Origin of the sequence: Bradyrhizobium sp. in8p8, from assembly GCF_000426845.1 — a bacterium.
Lineage (GTDB): Bacteria > Pseudomonadota > Alphaproteobacteria > Rhizobiales > Xanthobacteraceae > Bradyrhizobium > Bradyrhizobium japonicum_C.
Genome location: NZ_AUGD01000011.1, coordinates 152,101 through 166,171, shown reverse-complemented (window position 1 = coordinate 166,171; position 14,071 = coordinate 152,101). Strand labels below are relative to the sequence as shown.

The 14,071-nt window shown below is 64.7% G+C and carries 16 protein-coding genes; 6 read left to right on the top strand and 10 right to left on the bottom strand.

Annotated features, from left to right (window positions below):
• Nucleotides 1-206: 206 nt before the first annotated feature.
• Together fbcH and petA are read right to left on the bottom strand one after the other, a co-directional pair.
• Complete coding sequence (fbcH, locus tag K408_RS0126440; protein WP_024341477.1) at nucleotides 207-2,279, bottom strand: cytochrome b/c1; 2,073 nt, start codon at nucleotides 2,277-2,279, stop codon at nucleotides 207-209.
• Between the two features lie 61 nt (nucleotides 2,280-2,340).
• Nucleotides 2,341-2,871, bottom strand: coding sequence for a ubiquinol-cytochrome c reductase iron-sulfur subunit (petA, locus tag K408_RS0126435; RefSeq protein ID WP_024341476.1), 531 nt, complete (start codon nucleotides 2,869-2,871; stop codon nucleotides 2,341-2,343).
• A gap of 288 nt (nucleotides 2,872-3,159) precedes the next feature.
• Between petA and K408_RS0126430 the strand changes: the two genes are divergently transcribed.
• The 5 genes from K408_RS0126430 (at nucleotide 3,160) to K408_RS0126410 (ending at nucleotide 6,531) form a co-directional block, all read left to right on the top strand.
• Nucleotides 3,160-3,627, top strand: coding sequence for a tRNA (cytidine(34)-2'-O)-methyltransferase (locus K408_RS0126430; protein ID WP_024341475.1), 468 nt, complete (start codon nucleotides 3,160-3,162; stop codon nucleotides 3,625-3,627).
• Nucleotides 3,628-3,649: 22 nt separating this feature from the next.
• Nucleotides 3,650-4,282 (top strand): 7-carboxy-7-deazaguanine synthase, encoded by a 633-nt coding sequence (gene queE / locus K408_RS0126425; RefSeq protein ID WP_024341474.1) that lies wholly within the window; start codon nucleotides 3,650-3,652, stop codon nucleotides 4,280-4,282.
• Nucleotides 4,283-4,351: 69 nt separating this feature from the next.
• Nucleotides 4,352-5,239 carry an oxygen-dependent coproporphyrinogen oxidase gene (gene hemF / locus K408_RS0126420; RefSeq protein ID WP_024341473.1) on the top strand — a complete coding sequence of 296 codons (888 nt, stop codon included), beginning with the start codon at nucleotides 4,352-4,354 and terminating at the stop codon, nucleotides 5,237-5,239.
• A 5-nt stretch (nucleotides 5,240-5,244) separates the two neighbouring features.
• Nucleotides 5,245-6,081 (top strand): HAD family hydrolase, encoded by an 837-nt coding sequence (locus K408_RS38780; protein ID WP_230646603.1) that lies wholly within the window; start codon nucleotides 5,245-5,247, stop codon nucleotides 6,079-6,081.
• Nucleotides 6,082-6,318: 237 nt separating this feature from the next.
• On the top strand, nucleotides 6,319-6,531 hold the full coding sequence (locus tag K408_RS0126410; protein WP_024341471.1) for a DUF2158 domain-containing protein: 213 nt from the start codon (nucleotides 6,319-6,321) through the stop codon (nucleotides 6,529-6,531).
• Nucleotides 6,532-6,576: 45 nt separating this feature from the next.
• On the opposite strand, the gene K408_RS0126405 is transcribed toward K408_RS0126410, so the two are convergent.
• The 4 genes from K408_RS0126405 to K408_RS0126385 form a co-directional block, all read right to left on the bottom strand.
• Complete coding sequence (locus K408_RS0126405) at nucleotides 6,577-7,431, bottom strand: L,D-transpeptidase (RefSeq protein ID WP_024341470.1); 855 nt, start codon at nucleotides 7,429-7,431, stop codon at nucleotides 6,577-6,579.
• A 195-nt stretch (nucleotides 7,432-7,626) separates the two neighbouring features.
• Nucleotides 7,627-9,330, bottom strand: a complete 1,704-nt coding sequence (locus K408_RS0126395; protein ID WP_024341469.1) for an amidohydrolase — start codon at nucleotides 9,328-9,330, stop codon at nucleotides 7,627-7,629.
• A gap of 124 nt (nucleotides 9,331-9,454) precedes the next feature.
• Nucleotides 9,455-9,742, bottom strand: coding sequence for an antibiotic biosynthesis monooxygenase (locus K408_RS0126390; protein ID WP_024341468.1), 288 nt, complete (start codon nucleotides 9,740-9,742; stop codon nucleotides 9,455-9,457).
• A gap of 11 nt (nucleotides 9,743-9,753) precedes the next feature.
• Nucleotides 9,754-10,056, bottom strand: coding sequence for a monooxygenase (locus K408_RS0126385; protein WP_024341467.1), 303 nt, complete (start codon nucleotides 10,054-10,056; stop codon nucleotides 9,754-9,756).
• 116 nt (nucleotides 10,057-10,172) lie between these two features.
• Between K408_RS0126385 and K408_RS38775 the strand changes: the two genes are divergently transcribed.
• The gene (locus K408_RS38775) at nucleotides 10,173-11,129 is read left to right on the top strand and encodes a LysR family transcriptional regulator (protein ID WP_024341466.1); all 957 of its coding nucleotides are present in this window, start codon (nucleotides 10,173-10,175) and stop codon (nucleotides 11,127-11,129) included.
• Nucleotides 11,130-11,193: 64 nt separating this feature from the next.
• Here K408_RS38775 and K408_RS0126375 read toward each other — a convergent pair whose 3' ends face one another.
• Genes K408_RS0126375 through K408_RS0126360 form a run of 4 tightly spaced genes read right to left on the bottom strand, consistent with a single transcriptional unit; the run spans nucleotide 11,194 to nucleotide 14,006 of the window.
• Nucleotides 11,194-12,450: a CCA tRNA nucleotidyltransferase gene (locus K408_RS0126375; protein ID WP_024341465.1), complete on the bottom strand. Its 1,257-nt coding sequence runs from the start codon at nucleotides 12,448-12,450 to the stop codon at nucleotides 11,194-11,196.
• 10 nt (nucleotides 12,451-12,460) lie between these two features.
• Nucleotides 12,461-12,724, bottom strand: coding sequence for a DUF6111 family protein (locus tag K408_RS0126370; protein ID WP_024341464.1), 264 nt, complete (start codon nucleotides 12,722-12,724; stop codon nucleotides 12,461-12,463).
• The gene (locus K408_RS0126365) at nucleotides 12,721-13,392 is read right to left on the bottom strand and encodes a CoA pyrophosphatase (RefSeq protein WP_024341463.1); all 672 of its coding nucleotides are present in this window, start codon (nucleotides 13,390-13,392) and stop codon (nucleotides 12,721-12,723) included. Before K408_RS0126365 ends, K408_RS0126370 begins: the two co-directional genes overlap by 4 nt.
• Nucleotides 13,393-13,394: 2 nt before the next feature.
• Nucleotides 13,395-14,006, bottom strand: coding sequence for a DUF1285 domain-containing protein (locus tag K408_RS0126360; RefSeq protein ID WP_024341462.1), 612 nt, complete (start codon nucleotides 14,004-14,006; stop codon nucleotides 13,395-13,397).
• Between the last annotated feature and the right edge of the window lie 65 nt (nucleotides 14,007-14,071).

Genomic DNA, 14,071 nt, shown 5'->3' with positions numbered 1-14,071 from the left:
TGGCCCTATTTTGGCGGGTGCAAGCGTGCGGCGCAATCCACACTCTCGTCATTCCGACGCGATGCGTCAGCATCGAGCCTGGAAGCCATTCATCGGCCAACTCTGTCGGCCCATGAATTCGGGTTCGCGCTATCGCGCGCCCCGGAATGACACACCAACAAAAAAGCCCCCTTGCGGGGGCTTCTTCATGTCCCGTCTCGCGCCGCTCAGTGGGAGCTGGCCCAGACCTTCTTCTTGGTGAAGTACATCAGGCCGACGAAGATGATCAGGAACGCGAACACCTGGAAGCCCAGGCGCTTGCGCGCTTCCATGTGCGGCTCAGCGGTCCACATCAGGAACGTGGTGACGTCCTTGGCGTACTGCGCGACCGTCGTCGGCGAGCCGTCGTCATAGGTCACCTGGCCGTCGCTGATCGGCTTCGGCATCTTGATGGCGTGGCCCGGGAAGTACTTGTTGTAATAGGAGCCCTCCGGGATGGTAACGCCCTCCGGCACCTTGTCCTCATACCCCTGGAGCAGCGCGGCGACATAGTCAGGCCCCTGTTCCTGGTACTGGGTGAAGGCGTCGAAGATGAACCAAGGGAAGCCGCGCTTGTAAGAGCGCGCCTTGGTAATCAGGGACAGGTCGGGCGGCGCTGCACCACCGTTCGCCGCACGCGCAGCCTGCTCGTTCGGAAATGGCGAGGGGAAATAGTCCGCCGCCCGGCCGGCCCGCTCGAACATGTCACCCGCATCGTTCGGACCGTCCTTGACCTTGTACTCGGACGCGAACGCCGCGGCTTGCGCGACCGAATAGCCGGGTCCGCCGGGCTCGGCGAGGTTGCGGAATGCGACATAGGAGAGGCCGTGGCAGCTGGCGCAAACCTCCTTGTAGACCTTCAAGCCGCGCTGCAGCGCGCCGCGATCGAACGTACCGAACGGGCCCGCGAACGACCATTTGTTGCCCGGAGGCTTGTCGCCGCCTTCGGACGCTTTCGCGCTGTCGACCGAGCCCGCGAACAACGAACCGGCGAGCGCCAGCACGATCGCCGTCGACACCATCGGCGTCGACCTGCTCCCGGTCTTGGCCAGAACTGCATCCGAGATCGAGTTCGGCACCGGCCGCGGCTTTTCGATGCGCGCGAGCAGCGGCAGGACGATGAGGAAGTATGCGAAGTAGCAGAACGTCAGGATCCGGCCGGCAATGACGTAGATGCCCTCCGGCGGCTGTGCGCCGAGATAACCAAGCAGGATGCAGACCGCGACGAAGATCCAGAAGAACTGCTTGGCCAGCGGACGGTACTTCGACGACTTGGTCTTGGCGCTGTCGAGCCAGGGCAGGAAGCACAGGATGATGATCGCGCCGAACATCGCGATGACGCCCGCGAGCTTGTCCGGGATCGAGCGCAGGATCGCGTAGAACGGCAGGTAGTACCATTCCGGCACGATGTGCGGCGGCGTCACGCCCGGGTTCGCCGGAATGTAATTGTCGGCGTCGCCGAGATAGTTCGGCATGTAGAAGATGAACCAGGCATACAGCAGCATGAAGCAAGCGACGCCGAACATGTCCTTGATGGTGGCATGCGGCGTGAACGGAACGGTGTCCTTTTCCGTCTTCGGCTCGACGCCATCAGGATTGTTCTGGCCTGCGACGTGCAGCGCCCAGACGTGGAGCACGACGACGCCCGCGATCACGAACGGCAACAGATAGTGCAGCGAGAAGAAGCGGTTCAGCGTGGGATTGCCGACCGCATAGCCGCCCCACAGCAGCGTCACGATGCTCTCGCCGACATAGGGCACGGCGGAGAACAGGTTGGTGATGACGGTGGCGCCCCAGAAGCTCATCTGGCCCCACGGCAGCACGTAGCCCATGAAGCCGGTCGCCATCATCAGCAGGTAGATGATGACGCCGAGGATCCACAGCACCTCGCGCGGCTCCTTGTACGACCCGTAGTAAAGGCCGCGGAACATATGGACGTAGACGGCGACGAAGAACATCGAGGCGCCGACCGCGTGCATGTTGCGCAGCAGCCAGCCGTAGTTCACGTCGCGGACGATCAGCTCGACCGACTTGAAGGCGAGATCGGCGTTCGGCGTGTAGTGCATCGCCAGGACCACGCCGGTCAGGATCTGGATCGCCAGCATGAAGGAAAGGATGGCGCCGAAGGTCCACCAATAGTTCAGGTTGCGCGGGGTGGGGTAGGCGACGAAGGAGGAATGGATGAGACCAAAGATCGGCAGGCGCCGCTCGATCCATTGCAGGGCCGGATTGCTCGGCTGGTAGTCGGATGGTCCGCTCATGATGCGATCCTGAGGAAATAATGCGACGAGTCGGCGCAAAGCTTCGGAGAAGGTCCGAGGCTCAGCCGATCTGGATTTTGGTGTCGGAAACGAACTGGTACGGCGGCACGACCAGGTTCGTGGGTGCAGGGCCCTGGCGGATGCGGCCGGACGTATCGTACACCGAACCATGGCAGGGGCAGAAGAAGCCGTCGTAGCTGCCTTCATGAGCGATCGGGATGCAGCCCAGATGGGTGCAGATGCCGATGACGACCAGCCACTGCTCGTGACCGGATTTGACGCGGGCATCATCGGCCTGCGGATCGGGCAGGCTCGCCACGTTGACGGCGCGCGCCTCGTCGATCTGCTTCTTGGTGCGGTGGCTGATGTAGATCGGCTTGCCGCGCCAGAACACCTTGATGTCCTGGCCCTCGGCGATCGGGCTGAGATCGACCTCGATCGGCGCACCTGCGGCAATGGTCGAGGCGTCAGGATTCATCTGGGAGATGAAGGGCCAGAGCGCAGCCGCGCCCCCTACTGCTGCAGCTGCCCCTGTTGCAACGAATAAGAAATCACGGCGTGTCGGATGGTCCGCCGAAGACGCTGTCGTCACGATTCCAACCCTTTCTTCTTGCGCTACCGGTGGAACCGCTCCGAGGGGCGCCCAAGAGGTCCCCGGAATGGCTGCCGGCACCCGCGGCCCCCCGCGGCGGCAGAACTTGGCCGTCCACCTCAAAATGGGTGAAATAGCAGTCCAGAATCGTTCTATTGGCACCCTTGCCCGGCGAGCGCAAGCCCGCTAACGGCGTGGAGGCGTGCCATGCACGAATTCCCGAGCGAGCGATGTTTTATTGAGACATTCCGGGCTCGCCGTTGCCCCGTCAAAGCCCTCGCACCGCCCATGCAGATCGCGCTTTTCCAACCCGACATCGCTCAGAACACCGGCACGATTCTCAGGCTTTGCGCCTGCTTGGGCCTGGCCGCCCATATCATCGAACCTGCGGGCTTCCCCGTATCCGACCGCCTGTTCCGCCGGGCGGGAATGGATTACCTCGACCATGTCAGCCTCACCCGCCACGACTCCTGGACGAAATTCGAGGAATGGCGTGCGGCACGAAGCTACCGGCTGCTGCTGTTCACCACCAAGGCGGCCACCGACTACCGCGATTTTCATTACCAGACGTCGGACATCCTGCTATTCGGGCGCGAGAGCGCCGGCGTCACCGACGCGGTGATCGAGGCCGCGGATGCGCGGCTGGTGATCCCGATCAAGGCGGGGCTGCGGTCGCTCAACGTGGCCATGACCGCGGCGATGGCCGCCGGCGAGGCGCTGCGCCAGATCCGGAACCATGAAGGCCCCGAGGCCTGACCAGGAGATCGAGGAGAGAGGCTTGAGTTACGCGGTCAAGGAAATCTTCCTGACCCTGCAAGGCGAAGGCGCCCATGCCGGGCGCGCGTCGGTGTTCTGCCGCTTCGCCGGCTGCAATCTCTGGAGCGGGCGCGAGGCCGACCGCGCGGACGCCGTCTGCAGGTTCTGCGACACGGATTTCGTGGGGACCGATGGCACCCTCGGCGGCCGCTACGCCTCGGCGGCGGAACTCGCCGACACCATCGCCGGGCAATGGCGCGCCACGGCTGCCAACCGCTACGTGGTGCTCACCGGCGGCGAGCCGCTGCTGCAAGTCGACGCCGCGCTGATCGACGCGCTCCACGCCAGAGGCTTCGAGATCGGCGTCGAGACCAACGGCACGATCGCGGCCCCGGAAGGGCTCGACTGGATCTGCGTCAGCCCCAAGGGCGGCAGCGAATTGGTCCTGCGCGAAGGCCACGAGCTGAAGCTGGTCTATCCCCAGCCGCTCGCCGCGCCCGAGACGTTCGAGCATCTCGCCTTCGAGCGCTTCTCGCTGCAGCCGATGGACGGGCCCGAGGTGGCCGAGAACACCGCGCGGGCGATCGAGTACTGCCTGCATCATCCGCAATGGCGGCTCAGCGTGCAGACACACAAATCGCTGGGCATCAGATAGAACCCGTGACTGTTGCAACGAGAGCTGCACCCATTACGGTCCGGAAGGTTGACGGAGTCGCAAATCCCAATGAACCCGAACTTGATGGACGATCGCAAGGCCCGCGCCCGCGCCTGGTTCGAACGCTTGCGCGACGACATCTGCGCAAGCTTCGAGCGGCTCGAGGACGACGCACCCGAAGCGCTCTATCCCGGCGAGGCGGGCCGCTTCAAGCGCACGCCCTGGCAGCGCACCGACCACAGCGGCACGCCGGGTGGCGGCGGGGTGATGTCGATGATGCATGGCCGGCTGTTCGAGAAGGTCGGCGTGCACTGCTCGACCGTGCACGGCGAATTCGCACCTGAATTTCGCGCTCAGATCCCCGGCGCTGCGGAGGATCCAAAGTTCTGGGCCTCGGGCATCTCGCTGATCGCGCACATGCGCAATCCGAACGTGCCCGCCGTGCACATGAACACGCGTTTCGTCGTCACCACCAAGGCATGGTTCGGCGGCGGCGCCGACCTCACACCGGTGCTGGACCGCAGGCGGACACAGGACGATCCCGACACCATCTCGTTCCACGCCGCAATGAAGCAGGCCTGTGCGCAGCCGAACGGCGTTGCCGACTACGACAAGTACAAGAAATGGTGCGACGAGTATTTCTATCTGCCGCACCGCAAGGAGCCGCGCGGCATCGGCGGCATCTTTTACGACTGGCACGACAGCGGTGACTGGGACGCCGACCTCGTCTTCACCCAGGACGTCGGCCGCGCCTTCCTGAAGATCTATCCTGAGATCGTGCGGCGCAATTTCGCGAGCGCCTGGACCGCGGTGGATCGCGAGGAGCAATTGATACGGCGCGGGCGCTATGTCGAGTTCAACCTGCTGTACGACCGCGGCACCATCTTTGGGCTCAAGACCGGCGGCAATGTGGATTCGATCCTGTCGTCGATGCCGCCGGAGGTAAAGTGGCCGTGACGACGATGAAGCCCGCATCAAAGCCGCTGCCGCGCGCCATGCTGATCGACATGGACGACACCATCCTGTCGGCCTATGGCCGTCCCGAGATCGCCTGGAATACGATCACGGCCGAATTCGCCGACGAACTGGCGCCGCTGCCGCCGCCGATGGTCGCCACGGCGGTGCTGGCATTCGCGCGAAACTTCTGGGCGAGCGCGGAAGCCGCATGGCGGCTGAGGCTCGCCGAGGCGCGCCACCTCACCGTCAAGGGCGGCTTTGCCGCGCTTGCGGCGGCCGGCCATCGCGCCCTGCCCGACGACCTCGCCGTCCGTCTCGCCGACCGCTTCACGGCCTATCGCGAGGAGGAGATGTTCGTCTTCCCCGGCGCGCATGATGCGATCGACCGGTTCAAGGCGCTCGGCATCAGGCTGGCGCTGGTCACCAACGGCGCCGCGGACATGCAGCGCGCCAAGGTCGAGCGCTTCGAGCTGGCGCACCGCTTCGACCATATCCAGATCGAAGGCGAGCACGGCTTCGGCAAGCCCGAGGAGCGCGCCTATCTGCACGCCATGGACGCGCTCGGCGTCAGCGCCGAGGACACCTGGATGATCGGCGACAATCTGGAATGGGAAGTCGTGACGCCGCAGCGCCTCGGCATCTATTCGATCTGGATGGACGTCCATGGCGACGGCCTGCCCGAAGGCTCGACCGTCAAGCCAGATCGGATCATCCGCTCGCTCGGCGAACTGCTGCCGGACCAGGCGCAGCCGGACCCCAAACAAAAAACTGAAAACAACCCCATGCACAGTAGCCGGCCGCCGCAAGATCAGGGGCCTACGGATTATACGAAGCGGCTTTGACTCGTCGGGCAAAACAGGGGCATAGTGTCACCGTCGCAGGCTTGCGCGGGACATGCTCTGCGTGGGCACATCACCAAACCAGCGCCTGCCGAACCACGCGAGTGCGATCGAGCGCGCCTGAGCCCATGCCGCAACGCGCGCCCTGCAGAATTTCCCGGCGGGCGCAGCAGGCGTGATCGACCTGTCATGACGGCCTGCTAGCGTCGTCATTGCGTCGATCAACCGAAAGGAAAATCCATGGATCTGAAAGCCGGCGATGTCGTGATGCTGAAGTCCGGCGGCCAGCCGCTGACCGTCGCGGAGGTCAAGCAGGACGAAGTGCTGTGCCTGTGGATGGGCATGGAGGGCGATTTGTTCCGCGAGACTCTGCCGCTCGCCGTGCTCGTTCAGGTCGAGGAAGACGACGAGGAGGAGGAGGACGAGGAAGACGAGGAGGAGGACGGGGACTAGTCACGCCCAGGGGCGCGTTCCGGCTTGGATCGCGGCATTTCGGTGTTACCGGACCTCGGCAATCTTCGGTTCGGATGACAGCATCTGCGCGTTGGTTGCCGAAGGGCGGTTCGACGGCGATGCCGGGTCCGGCGACCGCGAGGCGGCATCGGACGGCGCTCCCTGGGATGGCCGGCGGGAAGCGGTTGCCGGAAGCACGATTACCTTCGCGCCGACCTTCACCCGGTCATAGAGATCCACGACGTCTTCATTGGTCAGCCGAATACAGCCGGACGACACGCGCTTGCCGATCGTATCGGGCTTGTTGGTGCCGTGAATTCGATATTCGGTTTCGCCCAGGTACATCGCACGAGCGCCGAGCGGGTTGCCGGGACCACCTGCCATGAACCGCGGCAGGTAAGGTTGACGCGAGACCATCTCGTCGGGCGGGCGCCAATCCGGCCATTCTGCCTTGCGGGCCACGGTCTGCTCACCCGACCATGTGAAACCTTCGCGGCCAACACCGATGCCGTAGCGCAACGCCTGCGTGTCGTTCAGGACGAAGTACAGGAATGTGTTCTTGGTATCGATGATCACGGTGCCCGGCGGCTGGCGGCTGGCATAATCCACCACCTGCCGGACAAGAGCTTCGGGACCGTCGGCAGCTTTCGGTGGTTCCGCCGGCGGCGCCGGGGGCGCGACTGGAGCCGGAGCTGGCGCTGATGCACGAACTGGTGCTGCCACATAAACCGGAGTTGACGAAGCCATGGCTTGCGGCGCGGACGGTTTGCGCTGCACCCCCGCCGGGCGAGACAGCAAACCGTAGCCCAGCGCGGCGACGGCCACAGCGCCAATTGCGACTCTCGCGACCATTGGCAGGGCGAGCGGCTCTGCCTTTCCACGTTTGGCGCGCTTGCCCATCATTTTCTCCAGGTCACCGTGCCTGGAAGAGGTACCCAGCAAAATTTAAGAAACTTCGAAGCGATCGCGCGCAGACCGGAACCGTTGGCGTTGGTTAACGCCGAACTCCTGTTCGGCAAGCGTCGACGTTGCGACGCTGTTCGGGTCAACGCCCAGCGTGCGGACCTCGCGCGGCATTTGTCTGTCGGTGTCGATTCAGCGCTGAAAGACGACTTTGCCGCCGGCGATCGTCAGGTCCGCCTTGATGTCCTTGATCTGGTCCTCGGGCACGGCCGTGTAATCCGCGGAGAGCACCACGATGTCCGCGAGCTTTCCGGGCTCGATGGTCCCTTTACGCGCTTCGTCGAACGTTGAGCGCGAAGCCGCGCTGCTGTAGAGGCGCAGGGCCTGCTCGCGCGTTATGGCCTCTGCCGCGCCGTAGGCGTTTCCGTTGGGATCCTTCCTGGTCACCATGACATACATGTTGAGGAAGGGGTTGATCGGGTTTACGGGAAAGTCCGTGCCGGCGCCGAGGCTATCGATTCCCATTTTCTCGATCATCGTCCTGGTCGGTACGGCGCGGTCAGCGGTCGCTCGCCCGAGAAATCGCTCGACGGTCGCGGCCTTGTCCCACATGAAGGCGTTCTGGAAATCGATACGGACTCCGATCCTTTGCGCACGCTCCATCTGTTCCGGCCGGATCAGGCTGGCGTGAATGAGGACGAAGCGACGGTCGCGGATCGATTTTTCCTTGTCTGCCGACTCGAACGCATCGAGCACATGGTCGATACCAAGGTCACCCACCACGTGAACGCCGACACGCCAGTCATAACGGTTGCAGATGGAGACGAGCTGCTTCAGCCGCTCCGGCGTCTGCTGCGCAATGCCATGGTAGTTGTCATGTGAATCGGGATACACGTCGCGCATGAGCGCCGTCTTCAGAGTCATGCCGCCGTCGTAGAAGATCTTGATGCCGGCAAACTTGAGCCAATCGTTGCCAAACCCCGAGGAGGCCCCATTGCCCGCCATGATCGCTTCCCATGCGGTCAGATCGGCAGGTGGCTCCGGTCGAAACATCACGCCGGTGCGCAGGGTCGCTTTCCCGGATGCGACGAGCTTCTGCAGCGTGCGGATGTCGCGTGCCTCCGTCGCTCCTTCGACCGCGCTCGTGATACCGAAGCTGTTCAGCACGCCCTGGGCGATGGTAAATTGCCGTATTTCGTCAGCCTCCGTCCAGGGCGGCACGGCCTTCTCGACCCGATCGATCGCCGATTCCACGAGCAGGCCTGTGAAGTCACCGGCCGCGTCGCGCTCGAACTTTCCACCACTCGGATCCGCGGTGGACTTGTCGACGCCGACCAATTGTAGAGCCATGGTGTTCGCCATGGAGAAATGCCCGACGGTGCGAAGATAGACCGGGTTGTTGGGAGCAACGCTGTCGATCTCCTGCCTCGTCAGATAACGTTTCTCGGCAAGCTGGGACGGCGGATGCCACGCGCCACCCACGATCCACTCGCCCGGCTTCCTCTTCGCAACGAATGACTTGATGGCCTCGAGCGCTTCCGCGACGGTCCTGGCCCGGCCCAGGCTTACGACATAGTCGCCCAGCCCAGCCGCCTTGAAGTGAGCGTGGGTATCGATCAATCCAGGAATGACGGTCTTGCCAGACACATCGATCACGCGGGTGCGGGCGCCGGCAAGCAACCTCATCGAAGCACTGGTTCCGGTTGCGAGGATCTTTCCATCTGCAACGGCGACGGCCTCCGTGACGGTCGATCGTTCGTCCAGCGTCAGAACCTTTCCATTGACAAGGATCAGGTCAGGCGCGTTGAAGTCCGGCTGCTGCGCCTCAGCGTTTGTCACGCCGGCGAAACACATGCCAGTCGCAACGATTGCACATGCCGTCAACTTGCGGACCATCACGCTCCCCCTTTGATTTCCTGCCAGCCGGGCACTTGCAAGGGTATCGTTGATCAATCACAGGTTCAACGCTTCTCGATGTCAGCGAGGCACGCGGCAGCCGGCTTGGCCGCCGCGTCCGACGTCATGCGACGAACCGGCCCGCCCTGATGACGGGTGTGAATCGCGGCCGGCCCTTGGCGCCGCCTTTGGCCATGGTCGGCGGCACCGAGGCATCGGATCGAAAGGCGTCGCAGGCCGCTTCGTCCCGCCAGTCGATCAGGACGATGACCCGGTCCGAGCCATCCGATGCGAACAGCACCTCGGCGCCGAGGCTTCCATGCGCCTCCCGCTTGTTGCGGCCATCCGTTGCAAAGACGGACAGAAAGCGCGCAAGATCCTCGATCTCGACTTCGGCAATGGTCGTGTACATCGCCTACCCTCTCAGAATGGCGCCCGCGTCATGCGAGACAGCGGCAGGTTGAGGCTGAAGGACGAAATGGCGGGGTCGGTCACGCCAAGGGCGGCGAGACGGGGCCGATGTTTGGCGACATACGCAGCGGCAGCTGCCGGCGTTTCGAACAGGTAGATGCCTGCCGCGCGGCCAGCGTCGCGGTTCTCGCCCCAGAGCTTCCAGATGAGCCCGGGCTGGGCCGCGATGTCGTCCGCAAGATCGCGGCAGGCGATCTGGAGATCTTCTCCCCACGGCCCATCAAACGCGAAGTCGAATTGCAGCAATGTCGTCATGTGGTACCTCTTGTTCGCAACGGCCCGAGCGGGCTCGCGCGATCTACGCCGCCGAGGCGCTTGCGGGAATTCACCGCGTGGTAGGAACGATGATGACTGGGAGTGTGCGATAGGCCATGGATACGCTGAGCAGCATGCGTGTCTTCGTGCGGGTGGTTGAGCTCGGCGGATTCAACGCGGCGGCCCGCGCCTGCGCGATGTCAGCCGCAATGGTGGCCAAGCATGTCGGTCATCTCGAGGAGCGCACCGGAGCCCGGCTTCTCGACAGAACCACGCGCTCGGTCCGACCGACTCCGGAGGGACAGCTCTACCTCGAGAAGGTGCTCGCAATCCTCGAAGCCGTCGACGAGGCGGAGGGCACCGTCGGAGCGGAGAAACGGCTGGCGCGCGGGACGCTCCGCGTGACGGCGCCGGTCGAACTGGGCCAGGACCACCTCGCGCCGCTGCTCGTCGATTTCATGTCGCAGCATCCCGGGATCGCCGTCGTCGCCGACCTGACGAACCGCCCGGTGGATCTCGTGCAAGAAGGCTTCGACATGGCGATCCGGGTCGCACCGTCGCTCGACACCGCACTGATCGGACGCAAGCTCGCGACAACCCACTTTCGCGTCGTGGCAAGCGCGGAATTCCTGGCCAGGCACGGCGTGCCCGAGACGCCCGAGATGCTCGCAGCCCTGCCCGCGCTGACCTTCTCGCAGCCCGCGCCTCGTCTGGACTGGTCCTGGCGCCGGCGTGAGATGCACGGCAGGGTCAGGATGACCGCCCGGCTCGCCTCGACGAGCGCCGATACGTTGCGCAAGGCGGCCGTTGCGGGCCTTGGCGTCTCCTGGCTTCCGTCATTTGTCTGCGGCAAGGACATCGAGGCGGGCCTGCTGGTCCCGATCCTGGAGGATTGCGACTGGGGCAGCCTCGGCGTTCATGTCCTCTACCCGCATCGGCGTTTCTCGCCGAGCCGGCTTCGTCTCTTTATCGACTTTCTTGCAGAGAGACTGGGTGACGATCCCTCGGGTGACCCGTGGGCGCCACGGATGGAGGAGCGCCGCATCATGCTCGCGGGAAGCCGGTTGGCCTAGCTGAGACAGGCGAAAGTCCGATGCTCGGGGCGATCCCGGGGCGCCGCGATCATCGCCATCGAGCCTAGGTTTTCTCATCGCGGCCGACGCGGGCCGCAGCCTGGTCGGCGATCGAAGCGAGCGCAGCCTCGTCCAGGGGAAAATCCGCGGCGAGCCAGGCGTCCTCGGCGAGCGTCAGCACGTGTCCGAGCCCGGGCCCTTCCGTCATGCCGCGCGCGATGAAATCGGCGGCCTTCAACGGAAATTTCGGCGCGGTCCAGCGCTGCGGCAGCTCGGCGAGCGAGCGCCAGCGCGGCGAATGCACGTCGCCGCCGTTCCTCGCCCAGGCCAGCAGCACGCGATCGCGATAGCGCTCCACGCCGAGCCGGTAGAGCAGCCGCCGTGCATTGGCCTCGTCCTTGGTGGCGAGGCGCCACCAGCGATGGCCCATCGAATCCAGCGCCTTGGTCTCGGCGTTGGAGAGCCGCAAGCGCACGGCGACGCGCTTGGCGTCCTCGGTGACGGCGACCGAAAGCGCGGCGAGACGTCGCGTGCTGTTTGGAGCAAGGCCGAGCGCGCGCTCGGTCGCGATCATCGCCGCGAAGGGACCCGTATAGGCGACGCCGCCGACCAGCGGCTGCAGCAATCCGCCCTCGGCCATGGCGAGGACGGCCGCAGCTGCACCGCCGGCCACCAGCAATTTCAGCATCTCCATGCGCACCCGCTCGGCCGACAGGTTGGCCAGGCCCGCGCGTCCCCGGATGCAGGCGAGATAGCCGTCGCGGTCGGGCTCGCCGGCACCGAAGGCGGCGTGGATGCGGAAGAAGCGCAGGATGCGCAAGTAATCCTCGGCGATGCGCTGGTCGGGATCGCCGATGAAGCGCACGCGGCGCGCTTGGGCATCGCCGATGCCGCCGACATAGTCGTAGACGACACCGTGCGCATCGGCCGAGAGGCCGTTCATGGTGAAATCGCGCCGCTCGGCGTCCTTCACCCAGTCGCGGCCGAACGCAACCTTGGCCTTGCGGCCGAAGGTCTCGGTATCCTGGCGCAGCGTCGTGACTTCATAGGGATGCCCGTCGATCACGAGCGTGACGGTGCCATGGTCGATGCCGGTCGGCACGCCCTTGATGCCGGCGGCCTTGGCGCGCCGCATCACCTCGTCCGGCAGCGCCGTGGTCGCGATGTCGATGTCACCAGGCAGGAGGCCGAGCAGCGCGTTGCGCACGGCACCACCCACCACCCGCGCCTCCTCGCCATCGGTGCTGAGCAGTTCCAGGACGCGCGCGGTCCCGCCTGCGGTCAGCCAGGGCGCATGGGCGAGTAACGGCTCCGCACTCATCGGGAGGCCCCTACTTTTCCGCGCCCGGCACGAGCTTGCCGTTCTCGATATGGGCGGGAACGTAGGTCGAATCCGGCGGCGCGCCGGAGAAATGCGCGAGGCCGATCAGCCCCGCAATCACCAGCACGATCGCGACCAGAGCGAGGCGCGCAACGACGGTGACCGGCCAGGACGACCGCGCGAACACGCCGGAGCGCGCAGCAGCCAGAAACAGCGCATAGACGGCAAAGGGAACGAGGAAGATTCCGATCTCGGTCAGAATCGTCCGGATCATGATGAATAGATCCGCTCATAGAGCACACGCAGCATTCCGGCCGTCGCCCCCCAGATGTAGCGTTCGGCGAAGGGCATCGCGTAATAGGATCGCTCCAGGCCACGGAATTCCTTGCTGTGCACCTGGTGGTTCACCGGGTTCATGAGAAAGGATAGCGGCACCTCGAAGGCGTCATCGACCTCGGAATGGTTGATGGCGAGCTCGAAGCCTGGCCGCACCCTGGCCACCGTCGGCAGGATGCGAAAGCCAAAGGCGGTGCCGTAGAGATCGAGATAGCCGAGCGGCTCCACGAACTCTCGGGACAGCCCGACCTCCTCCTCGGCCTCGCGCAGCGCGGCATCGAGCGGCGAGGAATCGGTCGCGTCGATCTTGCCGCCGGGAAAGGCGATCTGACCGGCATGGTCGTTGAGATGCGCCGAGCGCTGCGTCAGCAGGATGGTCGGCTCGGGATGGTCGACCACCGCGATCAGCACCGCTGCGGGGCGCACCGGCTGCTCCCGCGCGATGATCTCGAGCATCTTGTCGGTGCCGGGATCGCCCGAGGCAGGGATGATGTTGGGATCGTAAAGGCCCGGCGGCACGTCGAAGCCAAGCTTCGCCTTCGAGCGGGCGAAGAAATCCGCAGCTCCCATCGCGACGGGCTCGTTCGTCAGGATAGGCTTGTTCATGTTCAAAGCGCGGCCCTCACCTGCTCAGCATCGGCCATGACGAAGAACTCGCCGGCCGATTCGACACCGAACATCGGCTGGCCATCGACCACCCGCTCCTCGCCCATGTCAACCAGATCGTAATAGAGCGCCCTTGTAACCTTGGCCCATAGGTCGGCGCGGACATGCAGATATGGCGTCAGGCCGCCATCCCTGGCCTGCTCGAAGCGGAGCCGGTGTTCGGCGTCGCAGGTGACCCAGTCGTCGACATTGGTGCGGAACCGCAGCACGCGACGATCACCCTCGTCCTGTTTCTGCATCTCGACCGCCATGAACGGCGCGTCATCGACGCGGATGCCGACCTTCTCGACCGGCGTGACCAGGAAATACTTGTCGCCCTCGCGCTTCAATATGGTCGAGAACAGCCGCACCAAAGCGGGACGCCCGATTGGCGTCCCCAGATAGAACCAAGTACCATCGGAGGCGATTCGGATGTCGAGATCGCCGCAAAACGGCGGATTCCACAGATGCACCGGAGGCAGGCCCTTCGTGGCGCCTTCTGCATCGGCAGCGCTCTTGGCGGCAGCCGTCAGCCCCTCGAGACCGCGATCGGCGCTCTGCCCTTGGTTCGCCATGGTTTGCCCTGACTTTGTGATTGGCACGATTGGTGCAGGTCTACGTTGTACTCACGTGTGCGGTT

What these genes read in the sequence shown, in the direction of transcription:
- fbcH (WP_024341477.1), bottom strand. Translation starts at nt 2,279, where the DNA reads ATGAGCGGACCATCCGACTACCAGCCGAGCAATCCGGCCCTGCAATGG.
- K408_RS0126430 (WP_024341475.1), top strand. Translation starts at nt 3,160, where the DNA reads ATGCAGATCGCGCTTTTCCAACCCGACATCGCTCAGAACACCGGCACG.
- hemF (WP_024341473.1), top strand. Translation starts at nt 4,352, where the DNA reads ATGAACCCGAACTTGATGGACGATCGCAAGGCCCGCGCCCGCGCCTGG.
- K408_RS38780 (WP_230646603.1), top strand. Translation starts at nt 5,245, where the DNA reads ATGAAGCCCGCATCAAAGCCGCTGCCGCGCGCCATGCTGATCGACATG.
- K408_RS0126410 (WP_024341471.1), top strand. Translation starts at nt 6,319, where the DNA reads ATGGATCTGAAAGCCGGCGATGTCGTGATGCTGAAGTCCGGCGGCCAG.
- K408_RS0126405 (WP_024341470.1), bottom strand. Translation starts at nt 7,431, where the DNA reads ATGGGCAAGCGCGCCAAACGTGGAAAGGCAGAGCCGCTCGCCCTGCCA.
- K408_RS0126395 (WP_024341469.1), bottom strand. Translation starts at nt 9,330, where the DNA reads ATGGTCCGCAAGTTGACGGCATGTGCAATCGTTGCGACTGGCATGTGT.
- K408_RS0126390 (WP_024341468.1), bottom strand. Translation starts at nt 9,742, where the DNA reads ATGTACACGACCATTGCCGAAGTCGAGATCGAGGATCTTGCGCGCTTT.
- K408_RS0126385 (WP_024341467.1), bottom strand. Translation starts at nt 10,056, where the DNA reads ATGACGACATTGCTGCAATTCGACTTCGCGTTTGATGGGCCGTGGGGA.
- K408_RS38775 (WP_024341466.1), top strand. Translation starts at nt 10,173, where the DNA reads ATGGATACGCTGAGCAGCATGCGTGTCTTCGTGCGGGTGGTTGAGCTC.
- K408_RS0126375 (WP_024341465.1), bottom strand. Translation starts at nt 12,450, where the DNA reads ATGAGTGCGGAGCCGTTACTCGCCCATGCGCCCTGGCTGACCGCAGGC.
- K408_RS0126370 (WP_024341464.1), bottom strand. Translation starts at nt 12,724, where the DNA reads ATGATCCGGACGATTCTGACCGAGATCGGAATCTTCCTCGTTCCCTTT.
- K408_RS0126365 (WP_024341463.1), bottom strand. Translation starts at nt 13,392, where the DNA reads ATGAACAAGCCTATCCTGACGAACGAGCCCGTCGCGATGGGAGCTGCG.
- K408_RS0126360 (WP_024341462.1), bottom strand. Translation starts at nt 14,006, where the DNA reads ATGGCGAACCAAGGGCAGAGCGCCGATCGCGGTCTCGAGGGGCTGACG.